The sequence below is a fragment of the Vibrio sp. 397 genome (assembly GCF_033339395.1).
GTDB lineage: Bacteria > Pseudomonadota > Gammaproteobacteria > Enterobacterales > Vibrionaceae > Vibrio > Vibrio alginolyticus.
Map to the genome: position 1 here is coordinate 73633 of NZ_JAWOUN010000003.1, position 20430 is coordinate 94062.

A 20430-nucleotide genomic window follows, 5' to 3' on the forward strand; every position below is an offset into this window, starting at 1 on the left:
CACTACATTCATCAATAACGGTTACAGAGGCTGTTGACATGTCTGACACTGAATTCCGTCATGGCAAAAAACGTTTTTACGATAACGTAAAATTCCCACGCGGCTTTGCAAAGTCTGGCGATTTTACTCTTTCAGAAGAGGAAATCCTAACAATTTATGGGGATACAATGCTTGGCTTAGAGTCAGGCGAATTAACACCTGAAAACAGCGAAGAGAAACACTTCATCAAGGTGTTAGAAAACCCGGGCAAAGCAAAAACAAAACTTGAGCGTACGTGGCTAAAGTACACCCAACTTGCTCGTGGTCGCAAGCGCTTCCATACGCTAAATGGTCGTAACAAGCCTGACGCCACAGAAGAATACATTGAAGAGAGTTTGGTTGAAGACGATTAATAACCAATAACCTAGTTCTCGCCTTTTTCTAGCAGTAGGCGAAAGCTCGTTTGACTTTACTGAGCGAGCAAGACAAGCTCATTTCTTCTCCTAAAGCCCAAGGGGGCATTCTCCCAAGGGCTTTTTTAATATTTGGGTGATAACCGTTTACTTGGCGAGCGTCGCAATCTTTTTCAGAAAGCTCTCTTTCAAATGCTCTTGGTCATATTCCAAGTGATAGGTGTTGTGGAAGCCAATTTTTAGCTCAACACCATTCCCTCTCAAGAAAACGTTGTACCCATCGTAGTCAGAAAACGCTTCTACACCTTCATACATTTTACCAAATTCGGTTGGCGTACCGTTGTTCATCACACATTCGTAAGCCTGTAGTACTTTGCTCGGATCTAACTCATTTTTCATACCGAATTCCTCACTGGTTTACACATTTCAATTATGGTTAAAGAATGAGCGCCATGCCATATCTAACCCATAATATTTGAAGTTCGTGTGCGATTTCGCACTCTGTAGGTTATTAAAAAACAAGGTTAAGTGCGAAGTCAGAACTTAATTTAGATCATAAATTTTATCTATTGATTCGTCAGTTTCATAATGCAATTTCTTTGTAAAAAATCGTCTTATAAAAGCATTTAGATATAAAAATCGTCGACAAAAACAACATTGGTTAAAGAAAAAGCAAAATTTTGACCTAAAACAATAGCAGTTCGCCATTACTTATTTTATAATGCGAATTAATGTTTCAGTACATCGTCAATTCCAATAACTAGGGGCACAAAATGAGACTTATCCCGTTAACTCGAGCAGCACAAGTAGGTAAGTGGGCAGCTGCGCATATCGCTAAGCGTATCAACGACTTTAAACCTACTGCTGAGCGTCCATTCGTTCTGGGTCTACCAACTGGTGGCACTCCTCTAGCAACCTACAAAGCCCTAATCGAGCTTTACCAAGCCGGCGAAGTCAGCTTCAAAAACGTCGTGACTTTTAACATGGATGAGTACATTGGCATCCCTGCGGATCACCCAGAATCTTACCGCTCGTTCATGTACAACAACTTCTTTAATCACATTGATATTCAAGAAGAAAATATCAACCTACTGAACGGTAACACAGACGATCACGACGCAGAATGTAAGCGTTACGAAGACAAAATTAAGTCTTACGGCAAGATCAACCTGTTCATGGGCGGCGTGGGTAACGACGGTCACATCGCGTTCAACGAGCCAGCGTCATCTCTTTCTTCTCGTACTCGCATCAAGACCCTCACTGAAGACACTCGCATTGCGAACTCTCGCTTCTTTGACGGCGATATCAACCAAGTGCCTAAATACGCGCTGACTATCGGTGTTGGTACGCTTCTAGACTCAGAAGAAGTGATGATCTTGGTCACTGGCCATAACAAAGCTCAGGCACTTGAAGCAGCCGTGGAAGGTTGTGTAAACCACCTATGGACAGTTTCTGCTCTTCAACTTCACCCTAAAGCGGTGATCGTATGCGACGAACCAGCTCAACAAGAACTGAAAGTGAAGACAGTGAAGTACTTCTCTGAGCTAGAAGCAGAAAACATCAAAGGCTTTTAACCCATAGGATGGCAGCCTAGAAACACACTAAAAATACAAAACCCGTGTTGAACACGGGTTTTTTCTTATCTGAACAGCGGGCTTAAGTCGTCAATAAGCTTTAATACCAAACTGACGAAGACGCTTAGGAAGCACTTCATCCAACTTGTCTAGTTCACTCGGTTCGACTTCGATAAGATTGAAATGATGCTGCTCATAAACAGTACGAATGGTCTCACGGTCGGCCTGAGCCATCTCCCCATCGTCACTTCCCCAAAATTGCAAATAGACTTTGCCACCTGGCAAGTAAAAATCGCTAGTGACATCTTGGTCAATCGGCAACTGACGCTCATAAGCGTGCACAACACCAGCCAAGTACAGCCAGTTGTCGATGAGCAACTCCCCCTTAGAGCGCACGTAATGCCCATCTAATGTTCGGTGCTTGGCTTCAAATTTTTGGCGAAAGCTTGAGTACGATTTATCCGTAGAATGTGACTCCGCGTCTTGCCCTAAAAACTCAATGACAGACTGCTTAAGACGCTTGTTACGCAGCACCACATCGTGCCATACGACAAAGGTATTTTGTGTTTCTTTATCGGTTCTTTGCTGCCCACCAGCGCGCACACCAGCTTCTGTGACACTCCATCCCTCTTCGGATTTGGTCAACCAACCCAGTTCACTCAAAAGCTGATTCATGCGCTTCGCATTCAATTTCAGCTTTTCACCCAGTTGTGTCGCGCTCAATGTTTTCCCTGAGCTGGGAGTCAGCTCAATATGTAAGTTGGTCGGCCAGACGATGAACTGGCCAAATTTAGGGTGATCCACATACTCACCGCCAAACTTTGCCCCTTCTTCGGTCAAAATCCACTTTTCATCTTGGCGAACGATGTAGCCTGCACGTTTGAGATCGGCAAACAGCAGCTTAGCTTCTACCTTGCGCATTTTCGCTAATGCCGACGTCGATATTTTTTCAGACATGTGGGTACCTCATGCTGCTGCAAAATTGAACACTATGTCGTCATAGTAACGCATTGATTTCACAGCTTGAAGTCAGGCAAACAAGATTTCGTGTTACAAATAGCAAAGCCAGCGTATAGGTGCTGGCTTTGTTATTTCGGTAAAAAAGCGAATGTTATCGAATAAAAGCGATGCATCCTTGCAAAATCACTAAATTCACAATGTCGATGAAGAATGCACCGACAATTGGAACCACCATAAATGCTTGTGGTGATGGACCATATCGACTCACGATGGAGCCCATATTCATGACCGCAGTCGGTGTAGCACCTAACCCAAAACCGCAGTGTCCGCTAGCGATCACCGCCGCATCGTAGTTGCCTCCCATCATGCGGAATGTTACGTAGTAAGTGAACATCGCCAACACTGCCGACTGAATAGCAAGAATAATAAGGAATGGGATCGCAAGATCGAAAATATTCCACAATTTCAAACTCATCAAGGCCATGGCAAGAAATAGAGATAGTGCAACCGTGCCAAGAATATCAACGGTTTCTAAATCAACCTTGCGCGCCTTCGTCACTTCCATGATGTTAGTGATAACAACACCAATAAACAGCGCATACACAAAATCGGGAATCATTAACCACTTGATGTCAAAACTGCTTACCCAACTCTCCAGATACTTCGCGCCTGTCACGCAAAGTAGAATGATGGACAAGCTTTCAACGACTCTTTTCGCTGTGACGCGATCTTCCTCATGTTCGTTGTACGTCACCAGTTCAGGGAAACTCTGATGACTTTGATTGGTGCGTCCGTATTCCGATTCCAAGTTGTGTTTGTTTAGTAGCTTTTGTGCAACAGGGCTGCCAATAATCCCGCCCATCACCAAGCCAAATGTAGCAGAAGCCATTGCCACCTCTAGAACATTATGCAAACCATACATTTCTTGAAAAGTTTGCGACCACGCAGCTCCAGTTCCATGTCCGCCAGAAAGCGTAATGGATCCGGCGATCAACCCCATGAGTGGATCTAACCCCAGCGCTGTTGCTAAGGACACGCCGACCGCATTTTGGATAAGAATGTAGACCGATGCCACAACTAGGAAGATGAAAACCTTCGCACCGCCTTTAATCAGTTGGGTGTAATTTGCCGCTAAGCCAACGGTTGCAAAAAACATCAGCATAAAGACGTTTTGCAGTGGTAAATCAAAGGAAACATCCACACCGTTTAAGTGCATCATCGTGATGACGCAAGCGACCACTAGACCACCAACAATTGGCTCTGGAATATTAAATTTTTTTAAGGTTGGTAACTTGGTATTGATGAACTGCCCTAAAAACAACACGCAAATTGCGACGAGGAACGACTCCTGTGGGCCGATAGATATTACCTGATTCATGAGACCTCTTTACTCTACTCTTTCTCATTCATTGAGCACGCGCTCAACGTGAGATAGGTGCCTAAGCCAGTCAGATTGCCTCTCGAAACTTTTGTTTTCTAGGCCTCTTTGACCATTGATTCTCATCAAGTAAGAAATAGGCAGACCTAAAATTATGCTAATTATCATTCAGTGAGAATATTTATTTAGAACAGGCGATAAGTGTATTGATGGGAAGAGAAAAACAACACTTCTCAACTTATGAGAAGCAATTAATTTCCATATAAAACAAAACCTCAAAACAACGACCACTTAGGTGGATATTTAGTGCGAATGAGACAGGCGGATACACTAGGTTTTAAATTATTACTTTCTCTCTAATGCACTAGGTGTTATACATATATATAACACCATCTCAACCAAGAGATTAACTCATGACTAATTGGCATGATCGCCAACCGATATTTCGACAGTTGGCAGACCAGATCACGCAGCAAATACTGCAAGGTGTCTGGCAAGAAGGCGATGCTCTGCCCTCCGTCCGTAGCATCTCTGCAGATATGAAAATTAACCACCTCACCGTTATGAAAGGCTATCAATTGCTTGTTGATGACGGGCTAGTGGAGAAAAAACGCGGTCAAGGTATGTTTGTCGCTTCAGGAGCAAAGCTCAAATTACTCGCAGACGAGAAGGCACGTTTTCTTCAGCAACAAATTCCGCAGATAGCCGACACAATACAGCGTCTGGATATGTCACTCGACGAATTCATTCAACAACTAAAACCACACTTGAAAGGTGACCAATGAGCGCATTAGTCAGTGTAAACAACGTCTCCAAGCAATATCAGCAACAAGGAGAAGCACTGCATGAAGTGAGTTTCGACCTACATGCAGGACAAGTACTTGGCTTACTCGGCCATAATGGCGCAGGTAAATCAACGCTTATTAATGCCCTACTCGGTGCACATGAATATCAGGGCACTATTCGTATCAACGGATTTGAACCCATTATGCAACGCGACAAGATAATGCAGAGCTTATCCTACATCTCGGATGTCAACGTTCTGCCAGATTGGATGACCGTTGCTCAACTGCTTCACTATACCGAGGGCGTGCATCCAGGGTTCAATCGCGCCCAAGCAGATACGCTACTTCGTCAAACGGACATCAAACCTCGTGCGCGTATCAAATCTTTATCCAAAGGGATGAAGGTGCAATTACACCTCGCGATTGTGATCGCGACCAACACCCAAATCCTCATATTGGATGAACCGACACTCGGGTTAGATCTCGTGTATCGCGAGACGTTTTATCGTCACTTATTGGAATGGTTTCACGACGGCGAGCGCGTGTTGATCATCGCCAGTCATGAAGTATCAGAGATTGAGCACTTGCTGACAGATGTTCTGATTCTTAAGCATGGTCGCCCCGTTCTGCAAACCTCGATGGACAGTATCAGTGAAGACTATTTCATTCTTGAAGCCAACGACGAGCACCGCACACAAATTGAAGCGATGAACCCACTCTCGTCACAAAAAGGCCTCGGTTCAACGAAATGGTTACTCAAAGCCCAGTATGCCCAACAAGCAGAAACAATGGGTTCCATCCATGGGGTGAAGTTAGCGGATCTATTTTTAGCATTGCAGAAGGAGGCAGCGTAATGCGTTCAGTTGTCGCGATGTTGCAAAAAGAGTGGTTAGAAAACCCTCTTGTTTTACGTATTCCACTGTTTGTGTTGGCGTGTGGAGTTATTCTCTTTGTGAGTTTAATGAGTAACGATACTCTACAACACAATATGTTTTTCCAAATGAGCTTTGGTGGCGATGTCAGTGACATTCACAAAGAGCTTGGTGATGACGTCAATATGTTGATTTCCGGAGGAGCAGGGCTGCTGTCTATCTTGTTAGCCGTTCAGTACTTCCCAAGAACGCTACGCAAAGAACGGGCGGAAGGCAGCATTATGTTTTGGCGCAGTATGCCTGTCAGTGACATAAAAACCCATTTAGTGAAGCTAGGATTTGGCTTATTGGTGATTCCGCTCGTCTGCTCGGTGCTAGTACTCGCTGCAAATTTAATGTTGTGGTTGCTGAACATCTCTACTGATCACCAATTGGCTTTATTGTACCGCCAAGCCTCGTTAGGTTACGTGCTGCTGCATTGGGGAGAGTTTTTAATCAGAATGTTTTTCGCCGGTATTCTGCTGTTACCGCTGGCATTAACTGCGATGGCTATTTCACAAAAAGTGAACTCACCACTGGTCATTTTGTTTATCGCCATTTATGCGCTACGTTGGATGCCTATCGCACTTTTTGGTTACTACGGGCTAGATCACTTTTTCTCCGAAGTGCTTTACCTTCCGCTGCACGCCATTATTACACCAAACCCATTCAATACCATTCCTCAAGCGGGTTGGTTAAACGTTGGCATTTACGCCTTCATTGGTATTCTTGGTTGGACAGCTAGCCTCAAGTTCAGCCGAACCATTCAATAATCCGTCGTCCGATAAACGGCCAAAATCGAGCCATAAAAAAACGGTCACAACCTGTGTTGTGACCGTTTTTATTTCGACCTTAGGAGATCATGAACTTAAATTTAACCAAGGAATGAAATGTAACCTTGTAAAATGATTAAGTTAACGATGTCGATAAAGAAAGCCCCCACAATTGGCACCACCATAAATGCCTGCGGCGACGGGCCAAATCGGTTAACGATCGAACCCATGTTCATTACGGCTGTTGGGGTTGCACCCAAGCCAAAACCGCAGTGCCCCCCTGCAATAACCGCAGCATCGTAGTTGCTTCCCATCACTTTGAACGTAACATAGTACGTAAAGATAGCTAAGACGACAGACTGCACAGCTAAAATAACCAAGAATGGAATCGCTAGATCGAAGATATTCCATAACTTCAAGCTCATCAGAGCCATCGCTAAGAACAGAGATAGCGATACCGTACCTAACATATCGACCGTTTCGGCATCTAACTTACGAATCTTGGTCACTTCCAAGAAATTCGTAATGATCACACCAATGAATAGCGCATATACGAAGTCTGGAATCATCAGCCATGAGATTTCATACGTGCTTACCCATTGCTCGACATACTTGGCCCCAGTAACACAGATCAGTAGGAAGAAGAGTTTCTCCACCACTTTTTTCGCCGTTACTTTATCTTCTTCGTATTCATTGTAAGTCACCAACTCCGGGAATTTCTCGTGAGTTTTGGCATCTCGACCACCACGACCATACTCAGACTCTATGCTGTTCTTTTCCACCAGACGCTGCGCTACAGGGCTACCAATGATACCGCCGATGATCAAACCAAAAGTCGCTGATGCCATTGCAATTTCTAAGACGTTATCCAATCCATACACGTCTTGAAAGGTTTGTGACCACGCAGCACCTGTACCATGACCACCAGACAGAGTAATCGAGCCAGCAATTAACCCCATCAAAGGATCTAAACCGAGCGCCGCCGCAAGTGAAACGCCAACGCCGTTTTGTATGATGATGTAAAACGATGCGACAGCTAAGAAGATAAAAACCTTCGCACCTCCTTTCATCAACTGAGTGTAATTTGCGGCCAAACCAACTGTCGCAAAAAACATTAACATAAACGTATTTTGTAATGGCAAGTCGAACTCTAAATCGATGCCGTTGAAATGAAGAGCAGTAATCATGCAGGCCACAATAAGGCCACCTACAATCGGCTCAGGTATGTTGAATTTCTTTAAAATCGGTAGCTTAGCATTAATAAAATGCCCCAGGAAAAGCACACTAATTGCGACCAAGAAGGACTCCAGTGCACCTACAGATATTAAATGATTCATATCGCCTCTTATTATTGTTCTCTTCATTCTCCGTAATGAATGAGTGTTAGTTTAACCTTCGTTCAATAGCAAATTTTCTCGCTTTATTGTTTCGAAAATACTCAAAAAGTTGGTGTAGATGCGCCTTAGGCTAGTTTAAGGGGCGCTCCTTAAGCGATGTGTCAGTTTTTACGCTGTTAGCAAGCCCTTAAATGTGAAAGGAGCTGATACAGCTCCTTCAAATGGCCCCTCGCAATACCTGTGCGTTATCGCTTGGGGTGTTGTGTTGTGAGTAAATTCTGGGTGACACTTTCTGAACCACTTCGGGCTCCCTTACTTAAACAGAATGTGTCAATTACTATCAAACAAAGTTCCTTCCCGTTGTAACCGCTAAACGCCGAGAGCGCGTTCAAAACAATTGGGTTTGCCTGTTCCTGTCGTAGCTTTTCAACTCTGGCTCATGGTGTATAAACGAGCCGAATCCAAGGAAACTCTCAGGCTGCAACAAACGTTTTCGTCACAACGGAGCAGGATTATAACATATCGCTGATAATTTTCTTCAATTCAGTGACATTCACCAACCCCATGGTTAAACCTTGCAATGATTAACTGCCTATTATCATTTTCACAGATAAAGATCGAAGCACAGTTACTCAGTAAGCTTCTTAGAATACGATGCATAGCTAATAACTTCACCGCCGTTCTTATCCAAGAGGTCTTGATAAACGCCCTAGAGAACCAAGCAGCCGAAATATGCGATGTTATCATGATTGCTTTTCGAGACCGACGTCCCGACTTTGGCTAATGAGTACAACCCCAACTATGCATCAGACAAAAACATGTATAATTTTTTATACAAGTTATTCAATAACAAGAGTCCCACATGAACATTCATTCGCTTTGCCCTGCGCTATTACTCAGCATAGCCTCATCAGCTACAGCAGCTGAAAACATTCGTATTCAATATTCTCCCGTAGAGACAACTCATGAAAAAATAACCCAACAATCTATTCAAAGCAGCGATGTAAACACCATCTTTGCTGAGCTATCTCAGGCCTACTTTCCATTTGATAAAGCTCTCACGCTGGTTTACGGCGGAGAAGATGGTCCAATGTATGATCCTGATACACACACAATATACGTTCCTTACACTTTTTATTTGGAGTCGCTCAATTACTTCTCCAATAATCAGTATGAAGAACGCTTCGGAAAATCCCCAAAAACAGGGGCGCTAGATACGTTATTGCACACTTTACTTCATGAAGCTGGACATGCTTACATCGAAGATCAAAGCATCCCTGTTCTCGGAAAAGAAGAAGATGCGGTCGATAATTTTGCCACTATTTTAATGATTGACTTCCTAGAAGATGGCGCAGATATGGCCATTAGCGCCGCCGACATGTTCGCATTCGAATCCGACGACAGACCGGACTACTACGATTTTGGCGAGTACATTGACGAACACAGCTTTGATTTGCAGCGTTACTTTTCAACGTTATGTTTGGTGTACGGTAGTGATCCGGAGCAATACAAAGCCTTACTCGATGAAGTAGAAAAAGACTACCTGCGTGATCGCAAAGAGTTCTGCCAATTCAATTACGGCAACATTCGCGACAATTGGCTGCATTACTTGCAAAACAATGAACCAAAAGAAAATTCGCCACGTAAAAGCGATTAGAAAATCTCAAACAAGAAGACCGCAATGACAAAACTCACCATATTTTATGACGGAACCTGCCCGCTTTGTGCCAAAGAGATGAAGGCGCTAAAACAACGCGATTCCAAGCAGCACATCAAAACCGTCGATATCTATAGTGATGCATTCGCAGATTATCCGCAGATCGATCCTGAACAAGCCAACACCATTTTGCACGCCCTCAACGAAAAGGGAGAGCTTCTGCTTGGGTTGGACGTGACTCATCGTGCGTGGCAATTAGTTGGTCGCGGTTGGCTCTACGCTCCACTGCGTTGGCGCCTCGTTAAACCTGTTGCTGACTGGCTTTACCTCAAATTCGCAAAGAATAGGTATCGCGTCTCATATTGGTTAACAGGGACTTCTCGTTGCAATAGTGGGTCGTGTTCACGTTAATTGTGATCCCGCTTAAAAATGCTACGACCTTCGTCTAGATTTACAAATTTCCAGTATTTCTGATTGATTAACTCGGTTAATCTCTAAGCATTACAACAATAAGTATTAACACTTTTATCAGGCAAGCTTATTCAGCTTGTCACTTGTAACGCTGCGCCGAGAGAAGGACGTCTCTATGAATCTGACGATCAGAAAACGACTATATATCCTTTCAATAATTCCAATTCTAACTATGGCAATAGGCATGATGTGGTTCACCTACGAACAAACCACGGCCTACAACGAGCACGAGATTGAGCAAACTCGAAGTCGAATGATGGAGATGAAAAAAGCCGAACTCAAAAGCTACGTACAAATGGCGCGTTCCGCTGTCGAGCCGCTACTCGCACAAAATGCCCCACTGGAAGAGGCTCTGCCTATCTTGAAACAACTAGAGTTTGGTCAATCCGGATACATCTTTGGTTATGATTCAAAAGGCGTTCGCGTCGTGGTGGGTAAAAACACCAAAGGCATCGGGGAAAACTTCTATAACTTGCAGGACAAGAAAGGCAATTACCTGATCCAGGATTTGTTAAAAAATGCCAAAACTGGCGAGTTCACGACTTATTACTTCCCGAAACTCGGTCAGAGTGAAGCACTACCGAAACTGAGCTACTCAGTCTTTATTCCTGAATGGGACTTGATGTTGGGAACGGGTTTCTACACGGACGATATCGACGCCATTGTGGCAGACATGGAAAAAGCCGCACACGAAGATCTCAACACCACACTGACGGCAATAGCCCTGTTTTGTGCCTCAATAACAGCGATAGTTGCAGTCTTTGCCGTATTTGTTAACCGCAGCATCATGAAACCTATTGAGCAGTTTGATGCTTCAATTCACTCTTTCGCACAAGGCGATGCAGATTTAACCGCGCGCATGGAAGAATCGAGCGTGCCGGAGTTCACGCAGCTGAGCCGTAACTTCAATATCTTCGTTGAAAGCCTACAAGGCATAATCAAGAGCGTTAGCCACGTAGGACAAGAAGTGGTTTCAGAGACCAACGAGATGTCACAGCGTGCATCGCAAGTGGATGAATTAGCTTCTGGTCAACGTGAAGAGACCGAACAAGTCGCAGCGGCAATGACCGAGATGACAGCAACGGCGCACGAGATTTCAAACAACGCTAACCAAGCAGCGCAATCAGCCAGAGACGCCGATGAAAACTCACAACAAGCAAAACACATTGTTGATTCGGCAGCGAACTCTGTCGAAGCACTCGCGCTAGAGGTGTCGGAAGCCAGCACGGTGATTTCTCGTTTAGAGAGCGACGTAAAAAACATTTCTTCTTCTCTGGAAGTGATTCAGGATATAGCCGAGCAAACTAACCTATTGGCACTGAACGCAGCCATTGAAGCAGCCCGTGCAGGCGAACAAGGTCGCGGCTTCGCAGTCGTTGCCGATGAGGTTCGTAAACTGGCAAGTCGCACTCAAGACAGCACAGGCGAAATTCACCAAATGATTGAGCAATTGAAGTCTGGCTCGGATGCGGCAGTGAAAGCCATGGGCTCAAGCCAAGCGCGTGGTGAAGCAACGGTTGAGGAAGCACGAGCTGCCTCTGCCGCACTGCAAGAAATCCAAGCCGCAATTGCTAACATCATGGACATGAACACCCTGATCGCAACGGCAACCGAAGAGCAAAGCCAAGTTGGGCAAGAGATTTCACAACGCATTGAAGTGATCTCTCAACAAAGCAGTCAGTCGGCAAGCCTTGCGAATCAAAACCGTGCAGGCAGTGGCAACCTTAACCACAAAGCCAACGAACTGTACGACTTGGTCGGTCGCTTTACGGTCTAGAGCTTTCCTCAAACACTCAACATGCAAACAGCGACGCCAAAACGTCGCTGTTTTTATTTCTGCTATCATAATGCGACTTAGCTATAATGCCGCCAACTAAGCACCCACAAGGGCAAAACCAGATGATTATTATGACCACCAATTTCGGTGACATCGAGATTGAACTGAACCTAGAACGAGCACCAGTTAGTTCAAAGAACTTCAAAAAATACTGTGAAGATGGCTTCTACAACGGCACCATTTTCCACCGCGTTATCGATGGCTTTATGATTCAAGGTGGCGGTCATACCGAAGACATGGCAGAAAAGCCAACACGCGCCCCTATCGCGAACGAAGCAAACCGTGGTCTAAAGAACCTTGTTGGCACTATCGCAATGGCGCGTACCGATGCTCCGCACTCTGCAACAGCACAGTTCTTCATTAACTTGGAAGACAATGATTTCCTAGACCACACCGCAACCACCAACCTAGGCTGGGGCTATGCCGTGTTTGGTAAAGTGACCGCGGGTATGGATGTCGTAAATCGCATCGCGAAAGTAAAAACGACCTCTAAGCTTGGTCACGATGATGTGCCATGCGATCCAATCATTATCGAGAAAGTGACGATCAGCGAATAAACCCATTCGCCTCTGCAGAGAAATCGTCGCTATAAACGAAGAAAGCGCCTAACGTCTGATGACCTAGGCGCTTTTTGTTTTTATAACTCGGCCGATTAGTTGGGCTTATAACGAAGTTATTGATAGAAAAGCTCAGCTTTGGCTCCAACCAAATCCAGTTCAGAGCCTTGAAAGTCAGCCAGATATTCAGCAACAAGGTTGTACCCAACCCAATACCCCATGTATTTCGGCCAGCGGCTTTCATCGCTGCCAAGAAAGTAAGCGTCGAAGTTGTAATCTAGGCTGGTCAACTTATCTTTCATCTCAGCGTAGAAAGGGCGCCAATCTTGATCTTTGATTTGCTCAAACAAGCTCGGAGTGACGCCGCCATTCACCTTACGTTCGAAGTGACAAGCTAACCCTTCCATAATCAGCACATCACCAAGTGCAACGCCATTCTCTCCGGCTCGCATACGGAACAGGTGATGCAACTCATGCGCTAACACCGCAGCTAGTTCTTTCTCAATAACGTTTTTAATATCAGCACGTTGAGTATCAAGCAGAATCTCTACACGATAGGCGCTTAAGCAATAGCCACCAATCCCCGTCTGCGGTACGTCATTGCGATCAAACGGGCTAATGGTGAGGTCAATGTTACTTAAATCAAAGTAACTAGAAAGTGGTGAGCTCAGATCATCAAGTTTCTGATGCAAATACTCAGAGATTGGAGACAGTTCTCCCGTCGCATTTAACAGGGTTACGCGATAACTCATTTATCTTCCTTGATAATGTGGGTTAAGAGCAGCGAGTTTACAGTGTAAAGAGTGAGCAGTTCTAACGATTACATCCCTTTGAACAAACTTTGAGATGCACGGCTCACAGGGAGCTTGTTTTCTCCTACGTGAACAAACATTCTGCCAGCAAAATCTTTGTTTACTTTGCAAATTTTACACACTTGCACCACGCTTGAACGGTGCACTTGCCAGAACTGTTCTGGGTTAAGCTGCCCTATCAACTCTTTCAACGATGTACGAATCAAATACTCCTGCACTTTGCCTTGTCCTTGTTGGGCATACACAGAAACGTATTTTTCTTCCGCTTTGAAATACAGCACATCAGACGTGGCGATCAGATGAATGTCTTCCCCTTGCGTCGCTTTGATCCACTGAAGATATTGCGGTGTTTGTGGCGCGGATAATTGCTGCAACTGTTCTAACAGGCTGCTCATCTGCACATTACTGCTTTCTTGCTCTCGCTTAGCAAGGCGTGCTTTCACTCTTTCACACGTCGTCAGGAGGCGCTCATCCGAGATAGGCTTGAGCAAATAATCGGCGGCATTTTGCTCAAAAGCTTTGATGGCGTAATCATCGTACGCGGTGACAAACACAATCAAAGGTGGATTGGCGAATTGATTGAGTTTTTGCGCTAATGTCATGCCATCCAAAACTGGCATACGAATATCGAGAAACGCAATATCAGGTTGACTTTGCTCAATGGCTTGCAACGCTTGTTCACCATCGGCGACTTTGGCTATCACCTCTAGCTCTGGCCACACTTCAGCTAGGCTTTTATCAAGATGACGCCTCAATAACGGTTCATCATCAGCAATAATGGCAGTAAACCCTGTATTCATTCCTTTCTTCCTTGATTACGATTCCATTGGCCAGCGCAAGCGAACACAAACGCCACCCTGAGCAGACTCACTGATAGAAACCTCTCCTTGACCTGCGAACAAAGCTTCAACTCGCTGCTTGAGATTACTTAGACCCACGCCAGACCCCATGTGCCCACTCACGTGATTCAAGCCAACACCTGTGTCTCTGACTTCAATCTTCAAGTTCTGTTGTTCGCGCTTAATGAGTAAGCTGACTTCGCCACCTTCTCGCTTCGGTTCAATACCATGGATGATGGCGTTTTCGATTAAAGGTTGGAGCATCATCGGCGGTAACTCGGTTCTGCCTAGTCCCTCTTCAACCTCAATCTTGTAGCTGAGTCGGTCACCTAAACGGGTTTGTTGGATGCTTAAGTAAGCCTCAAGTAACGCCGTTTCATTGTCTATGGTGGTGTGTTCTTCGCGTGAGCTTTTTAGCGTTGCTCGCAGCAGCGCGGTTAACTGTTCTAGCATCAGCTTGGCTTTATCGACATCTTGCGACATGAGCGCGCTGATATTCGCCAAGGTATTGAATAGAAAATGCGGTTCAATCTGGCTTTGCATCTGCTTAAGCTGACTCAGCAAGAGCGCACGATCTTGCTCTGCTTTCTCGCGCTTGATGGCTTCCAACTCTCGTTGAGCGATCGCATGTTGCTCGCGTGAGTAGAAATAGAAAAAGCACATGGCACTGAATAACAACCCCATGAGTCCAACCGATAGCATACCTGAGATGCCGAAATATTCTCCGAGCCAAAACTCGGCGTTTACCACACCGAACAATAAGCAAGCCGTCAGCGAGATAGCCACTTCCGCCAAACGAGGAATGGTAGGAAACAGGCGGTCGACAAGCCATGAGAAGAATATAGCCGAATAGCCAAATCCAAAACTCACCATAACATGAACGTAAAATGAGCCGCCCCAAACAGAAAGCGTCATTGCTGCGATAAAGAGACAAAATGCCGTGGTCACTAATAAGCTACGCGACCATCCACTTTTCACCATTGATTTTGCTGAACACATTTAGAATTTCCCTTTGATGTTAAATACAATCATATGCTTATCATTGATTTGTGCGTAAGCAGATTGGTCGTCTCCGGTTAAAAAGCGTGCGGCAACTTCCACTTCTACACTTTGATCGCCGGTATCAATCCATTGGTAGTTAAGCCACTGCGTGACAATCACACCACCATCTTGTGACGCCAACATCACATCCAACGTAGGGGTTACATCACTTAGCCAGCCCATATCCGCTTTACCGTTCCATGCAGCCCACGCTTCCAAATCCCAACTCCAGTGCAGCATTACGTTATGCTGAACGATATTGGCATGCTGAAACCCTTGGGCGTAGCTTGTCGCAAGTAGAGCGCTGCTAGCCAACAGAGAGTTGTTAGGATCAGGGATCTGAGAGAGTAATTCGCCACGCCCTATTGCTTGTTGCCATTCGCTTTTCGACCATGCACGACTGTCGTACCAATATTCAGCAATCACGTTGTGCCCGACTTGGTTTGCCCAATTCAACCCAATTAAGGCTTGGAATGCGCTGCCCTGCTTCTCAACCGAAACGGGTTGGTAAAGATCATCCTGCTGAAACTGATAGCCGACACTTTGCTTTTGCCACAGCATGGAACCGTGCATGGCGATGGATTCATCCCACACCGCAATGGCACTGGCGCCAAGCAAACCTCGGCGCACATCATCGTAATAACCAATAAGTTGATACTCGGTGTCACCCACCAGCGCATAACGACGAATACCAACACCTTGCTGCTCTGCGGCTTGATCAAGAGCACTCTGGTCTTGTTGCCCCCAGCTTGAATCGGTCGCAATGACGGTCCATTCGCCGGCCATATCGTAGTGTGAAAGTGAAAACACACCCGCACCTTCTTCTGCTACTAAGCCAACAGGATTTTGTCGATAAGGCTTAAACAGATCCAAAGGTCGGTAGCCATAACCCACGCCCCAATCCACGCGTAACTTACCCAAACTCACATCAAGAGTGGTATCACCGACTTGCCACTCCCCTAGCCAAGCCAGCTCTCTAATCAACAGTTGGTTATCAGCTTCACTCCACCAATCACTCTCTCCTTGTTGATTGAGGTACAAACCTTGGCTGTACAGTGCGAACAAGCCACTGAAGTTTTGATAGTTCACTTGCACATCCAACAGTGCATTAAGTGAATCACGAGAACTGCCCTGCGCCTGCATAAATGCGCTGTCACGCTGCTTGGCAGTTTCGTAACTGACAGCCCAATCCCACTCAAAACTCAGCTCATCATTGGCAAAAACTGGGGCTGCTGCGCCCACACACAACGACGCAGCAATCAACAAACTGGTGCTTTTGTTAAGGTTAGGCTGGTGCGATTTCATGTGACTTCCTTGCTCGTTTTCATGGTTCTATTTAAGGAGTTCAGGCTAAAGCTGAGTCGTATTGGCTTTCGGCAAATAGCTTGGGTTGTAGAACTTGTTGTCCAGCTGCCAAGGCACGATCTCTTGATACTCGATAACGGTCTTTTTGCTCGGCTGAATGCTATCAAGCAAGGTCATCTCACTGACGTAGTCTTCGCCATTGTCGCTTGCACGTCCGTATTGCGCTTGCTTGGCGAGTTTGCCAGAGCGCAAGTAGAGATCAGCTTTAATTGGAAACGCATCTTGCTCAGACAACCATAAGTCGATCTTCTGATAACTCGCCCCTTTGGTTTTCGCGGTTAAAGCAAGATGATAAGCCGCGACACTTTCCCCGTTCACCGAAACGGTTTCTGTCGCTTTCCATTCACCTTGATAATCTTGGCTCCACGTCAGGGTTGAGATGTCGCCGATAGACGCTTCCCCAAGCAACTTCTGCATTGGCGTAATGCGAATCGGGCGGCGGCTCTTTGGCATTTGCAGCCAGTAGTTGTCGCCCATCATCAGCATCTTTTGCCCAGCTTCGACTGCTGATTTGAACACCACCAGCGATTCACGATTTGGACGCGTGTACACATGGTAAAGGCGGGTTTTATCTAATTCTTGGTCTTGATATAAGCGCACCAGTGACACCACTTTGGAGGAATCATCTTGCAAGCGGTAGCTATCGGCTTTTTCAATCAATTGCGCAACTTGCTGTGCATCTAACGCTGTTTCATTCGCACTGGCATTCATGCTTGCCATGCCGCTTACCGTCAGCAGTGCCATTGGTAATAGTGATTTGAAATTAAACATAAATCAGAGCCTCCGTAATTGGCTTGTTCACCCCTTTGCGTGCCGAGAAAAACGCTGCAACCAAACAAATCATCAATACTGCGAATCCAGCGACAGCCACCAGCTCCCAAGAGAAGTAAATCGTTAATGGGTAACCTTCTGTGCGTCCTGGCGGTGGCGGCATTTGCACATCCACGACCATCAGTAAAATGGTGACTAGCGCCGTAAACAAAGCGCCGATTAAGCTGCCAATCACCGCAAGTAACCCGGCTTCGCGCAAGAACCCAGCAATGATTTCGCGAGGGTAGCTACCAAGAGCTGACAAGGTGCCGATTTCACGTGTACGCTCGGTGACCGACATGGTCATGGTGTTGAACAGGGCGACAAAGACTACCAACGCCATTACTGCGCCCATGATGCCGAAGATGCGGTCGTACAAATCTTTCACTTTGAGATAGAAGAACGCGCGCTCTTGCCAAGGCGTAATCTCAATATCTTGGTCGCCAAAGTTCTGCTTTTGCTTACTCAAAACCGAAGCCACTTGTTGCTCGACTTGGTTAGTTAAACTGGTATCGAACAGGAAGACAGATAACGCACTGACTTTGTCTGAACCGAGCAGCGATTGCGCGCTGTTGATGTGCACGTACAGCTGGCGTTTATCAAGCTCAGGCACGCCTGTTGAGTAGATGCCTCGTACTTTGAAGTCATACGCATTCAATGCGCCATCGGTAGTGGTCGCCAGCAAGGTAATCCAATCGCCAACGTGCACGCTTAGGTTGTTCGCCAAATCAGCGCCGAGCATCACCTCTGGCTCTGCAGGGTCATAACGCGATGCATGAATGTTGGACAGCGTTTGCCCTTCACGCACGTCCAAAAACGGTCCTTTCATATCGAATTCGCGTTCGTTAACGCCAATACCGATAAAGATCGACGACTTGTTGCCGTTGGAAATCAAACCACTGAACTCAACTCGAGGCTGCACACCTCGCACTTCATTCAACCCAATCAATTGCTTGGTGATGTCGTCCGCATGAGTTAACCCATTACTCAGCGGCATCTCTTCTTCTTTGGCGAAGTAACCCTGTGTGGTTAACGTCAGATGCCCCGTGTCACGTGCTGTCGATTCTTTCAAACTGTCGTAGGTGTAAAGACCAAAACCACCCGCACTGGTTAACGCAAACACGGCAATGGCGATGATCAGCATCGACAACAAACTGCGGCGGCGATTGCGTTGCAGGTTCAACCAAGCAAGGCGAACGGAAACTGGAATTAGCTTGCCCATGAAACCTCCTCCACACTTGCGTGCGTTTGGGTAATCTTGCCGTCCACCAACTCAATGGTGCGGTCACAACGGGATGCCATGCGAGGGTCGTGAGTGGCGACGATAAAAGTGGTGCCAAGCTCGTGTCCGAGCCCTTTCATAATGTCGATGACCTTATTGGCAGTTTGGCTATCAAGACTTGCGGTTGGCTCATCAGCAATCACCAATGCTGGTTTGTGCACTAAGGCGCGTGCAATTGCCACACGCTGCTGCTGGCCGCCAGACAGGTTATCGGGCATGTGATGAATAAACTCGCCCAAGCCAACGTGTTCTAACATTTGTGTGGCGAGCTCGGTTTGTTCTGCTTTTGAAAAGCCGTTGAGATGCAGCGGATAAGCCACGTTCTCCAATGCCGTCATCACAGGCACAAGGTTGAATTTTTGGAACACAAAGCCAAGCTTTTCACGACGCATTTTCGCAGCCTGCATTTGCCCAGTTGGGTATGGGCTGCCTGCAAATGTCACCTGACCTTGGTATTGAGTATCCAGCATGCCAAGCACGTTAAGTAAGGTGCTTTTGCCTGAGCCAGACGGCCCGCACAATGCCACCATTTCGCCGGCAAACACTTCACCAGACACGTCTCGCAATGCACGCACCGTTTGGCTGCCAAGGGCGTAATCGCGACTAAGTTGATTAAAAACGATCATGACGCCTCCCTAATACTTCGCTAGCAGCGCTTTCGCGGTTTGCGTTTCTAGATTGCTGTCGCCCAATTGCTCCATTTGCGCTAACCATGTTTTGGCTTGTTGAACATCTTCAGCGCGCAGTGCCGCTTCAATGGCATAACGGTAAATCCACGAAGTAGCCGCGAAAGGTTGTTGGCTAAAACTCGGCTCATCGAGCGATGAAAGGTACAGCTCGTAGCCACGCTCAAAGTGATTGAACATGTCTGGCAGAGAGGTAAACGTAGTAGCTGCCATGGCGGTAGCTAGCTGGTATTCCGGCAAGCCTTGTAAGCGTTGTTGCTCTTGCAGTGGTACTGGCTGATTCGCCATTAAATCCAAGCCTTTTTGGATTGTGGCAAGACCGCGCTCGGTGAACTTGATCTTGTTCCAAGGCATAAACGCCTCACGACCTTGCAACGTCTCCGCACTGCCCAAGTAAACCAAGGTCACCGGCGTTGCGCCCTGCTCTTCGAGTTGTTTGGATAGTTCGCCATAAACAGTATCAACTAAGCCAGAGTCACCCTGTGCTGCTTGGTTGAATTGACTGAGTGTGCGCTCGCTTGGGTTAGCCAGAGCCAGATTGCTGCTGAGTGCAAATGCGGCGATAAAGGTACTTGCCAGTTTAAGAGCTTTGATTGAGCGAGATTGAGAAACCATCATGTACTGTCCTTAGTTGAACGTGATTTGATGGTTTCAGATTAAGGGAGAAGATCGCACGCTGCTTTTGCATGCGACCAATGGCAATTATGCGGAGTGAATGGTATTGAGAGAGGATGAATGACATTCACTTAAACAGAAAATACAATTCCGTTCATTCGTAACGCTACATTTTTACGGCAGTAACAATAAAAACACTGGCTTAAAATCTGAGGCTAGTGTATTTATCCATCCCACAGCTACCCATAACAGACAGTGTCGCACTCTCCTTTCTTACACACCTTTGCATGGTGTCTGTTGTTTCCAAATCGAGATTCTTAGCATCGGAATAGTTTGAACTCTTCGAGT

Annotated in this window: 21 protein-coding genes; 9 read left to right on the forward strand and 12 right to left on the reverse strand. The window is 46.1% G+C overall.

Annotated features, from left to right (window positions below; translation table 11 throughout):
• Positions 1-38 precede the first annotated feature (38 nt).
• Positions 39-392, forward strand: a complete 354-nt coding sequence (locus R7P36_RS05835) for a DUF413 domain-containing protein (RefSeq protein WP_005374439.1) — start codon at positions 39-41, stop codon at positions 390-392.
• A gap of 147 nt (positions 393-539) precedes the next feature.
• Here R7P36_RS05835 and R7P36_RS05840 read toward each other — a convergent pair whose 3' ends face one another.
• Complete coding sequence (locus R7P36_RS05840; RefSeq protein ID WP_005374440.1) at positions 540-791, reverse strand: DUF3081 domain-containing protein; 252 nt, start codon at positions 789-791, stop codon at positions 540-542.
• A 374-nt stretch (positions 792-1165) separates the two neighbouring features.
• On the opposite strand from R7P36_RS05840, the gene nagB reads away from it, so the two are divergent.
• A complete protein-coding gene (gene nagB, locus R7P36_RS05845) occupies positions 1166-1966 on the forward strand; it encodes a glucosamine-6-phosphate deaminase (protein WP_005374441.1) in 801 nt (266 codons plus the stop codon).
• Positions 1967-2056: 90 nt separating this feature from the next.
• On the opposite strand, the gene R7P36_RS05850 is transcribed toward nagB, so the two are convergent.
• Together R7P36_RS05850 and gltS (R7P36_RS05855) are read right to left on the reverse strand one after the other, a co-directional pair.
• The gene (locus R7P36_RS05850) at positions 2057-2923 is read right to left on the reverse strand and encodes a hypothetical protein (protein ID WP_005374442.1); all 867 of its coding nucleotides are present in this window, start codon (positions 2921-2923) and stop codon (positions 2057-2059) included.
• Between the two features lie 154 nt (positions 2924-3077).
• Complete coding sequence (gene gltS, locus R7P36_RS05855) at positions 3078-4304, reverse strand: sodium/glutamate symporter (protein WP_171344991.1); 1227 nt, start codon at positions 4302-4304, stop codon at positions 3078-3080.
• Between the two features lie 413 nt (positions 4305-4717).
• Here gltS (R7P36_RS05855) and R7P36_RS05860 point away from each other — a divergent pair, with 413 nt between their 5' ends.
• From R7P36_RS05860 to R7P36_RS05870, 3 genes are read left to right on the forward strand one after another with little or no spacing between them, the layout of a single operon-like run.
• Positions 4718-5089 carry a GntR family transcriptional regulator gene (locus tag R7P36_RS05860; RefSeq protein WP_005374444.1) on the forward strand — a complete coding sequence of 124 codons (372 nt, stop codon included), beginning with the start codon at positions 4718-4720 and terminating at the stop codon, positions 5087-5089.
• A complete protein-coding gene (locus R7P36_RS05865) occupies positions 5086-5943 on the forward strand; it encodes an ABC transporter ATP-binding protein (RefSeq protein WP_005374445.1) in 858 nt (285 codons plus the stop codon). The genes R7P36_RS05860 and R7P36_RS05865 overlap by 4 nt, the downstream gene beginning before the upstream one ends.
• Positions 5943-6773 (forward strand): hypothetical protein, encoded by an 831-nt coding sequence (locus R7P36_RS05870; RefSeq protein WP_213900003.1) that lies wholly within the window; start codon positions 5943-5945, stop codon positions 6771-6773. The genes R7P36_RS05865 and R7P36_RS05870 overlap by 1 nt, the downstream gene beginning before the upstream one ends.
• 101 nt (positions 6774-6874) lie before the next feature.
• Here R7P36_RS05870 and gltS (R7P36_RS05875) read toward each other — a convergent pair whose 3' ends face one another.
• The gene (gltS, locus tag R7P36_RS05875; protein WP_005374448.1) at positions 6875-8110 is read right to left on the reverse strand and encodes a sodium/glutamate symporter; all 1236 of its coding nucleotides are present in this window, start codon (positions 8108-8110) and stop codon (positions 6875-6877) included.
• A gap of 862 nt (positions 8111-8972) precedes the next feature.
• On the opposite strand from gltS (R7P36_RS05875), the gene R7P36_RS05880 reads away from it, so the two are divergent.
• The 4 genes from R7P36_RS05880 to R7P36_RS05895 all read left to right on the forward strand — a co-directional run bounded on the left by R7P36_RS05880 (position 8973) and on the right by R7P36_RS05895 (position 12632).
• The gene (locus R7P36_RS05880; RefSeq protein ID WP_213900002.1) at positions 8973-9767 is read left to right on the forward strand and encodes a DUF4344 domain-containing metallopeptidase; all 795 of its coding nucleotides are present in this window, start codon (positions 8973-8975) and stop codon (positions 9765-9767) included.
• A 24-nt stretch (positions 9768-9791) separates the two neighbouring features.
• Complete coding sequence (locus R7P36_RS05885; protein ID WP_054576513.1) at positions 9792-10178, forward strand: thiol-disulfide oxidoreductase DCC family protein; 387 nt, start codon at positions 9792-9794, stop codon at positions 10176-10178.
• 175 nt (positions 10179-10353) lie between these two features.
• Positions 10354-12015: a methyl-accepting chemotaxis protein gene (locus R7P36_RS05890; protein WP_151515215.1), complete on the forward strand. Its 1662-nt coding sequence runs from the start codon at positions 10354-10356 to the stop codon at positions 12013-12015.
• Between the two features lie 122 nt (positions 12016-12137).
• Entirely contained in the window at positions 12138-12632 is a 495-nt protein-coding gene (locus R7P36_RS05895; protein ID WP_020195057.1) for a peptidylprolyl isomerase, read from the forward strand.
• A 116-nt stretch (positions 12633-12748) separates the two neighbouring features.
• Here the strand turns inward: R7P36_RS05895 and R7P36_RS05900 are convergent, their stop codons facing one another.
• The 8 genes from R7P36_RS05900 to R7P36_RS05935 form a co-directional block, all read right to left on the reverse strand.
• Positions 12749-13384 (reverse strand): DUF2268 domain-containing putative Zn-dependent protease, encoded by a 636-nt coding sequence (locus R7P36_RS05900; protein WP_213900001.1) that lies wholly within the window; start codon positions 13382-13384, stop codon positions 12749-12751.
• Between the two features lie 68 nt (positions 13385-13452).
• Positions 13453-14244 (reverse strand): LytR/AlgR family response regulator transcription factor, encoded by a 792-nt coding sequence (locus tag R7P36_RS05905; RefSeq protein ID WP_213900000.1) that lies wholly within the window; start codon positions 14242-14244, stop codon positions 13453-13455.
• A 15-nt stretch (positions 14245-14259) separates the two neighbouring features.
• Entirely contained in the window at positions 14260-15282 is a 1023-nt protein-coding gene (locus R7P36_RS05910) for a sensor histidine kinase (protein WP_213899999.1), read from the reverse strand.
• On the reverse strand, positions 15283-16629 hold the full coding sequence (locus R7P36_RS05915) for a hypothetical protein (RefSeq protein WP_318099070.1): 1347 nt from the start codon (positions 16627-16629) through the stop codon (positions 15283-15285).
• Positions 16630-16674: 45 nt separating this feature from the next.
• Entirely contained in the window at positions 16675-17460 is a 786-nt protein-coding gene (locus tag R7P36_RS05920; protein ID WP_213899997.1) for an outer membrane lipoprotein-sorting protein, read from the reverse strand.
• Positions 17453-18721 carry an ABC transporter permease gene (locus R7P36_RS05925; RefSeq protein ID WP_213899996.1) on the reverse strand — a complete coding sequence of 423 codons (1269 nt, stop codon included), beginning with the start codon at positions 18719-18721 and terminating at the stop codon, positions 17453-17455. Before R7P36_RS05925 ends, R7P36_RS05920 begins: the two co-directional genes overlap by 8 nt.
• Positions 18709-19407: an ABC transporter ATP-binding protein gene (locus R7P36_RS05930; protein ID WP_005374479.1), complete on the reverse strand. Its 699-nt coding sequence runs from the start codon at positions 19405-19407 to the stop codon at positions 18709-18711. The genes R7P36_RS05925 and R7P36_RS05930 overlap by 13 nt, the downstream gene beginning before the upstream one ends.
• A 9-nt stretch (positions 19408-19416) precedes the next feature.
• Complete coding sequence (locus tag R7P36_RS05935) at positions 19417-20085, reverse strand: hypothetical protein (RefSeq protein ID WP_213899995.1); 669 nt, start codon at positions 20083-20085, stop codon at positions 19417-19419.
• Positions 20086-20430: the final 345 nt, after the last annotated feature.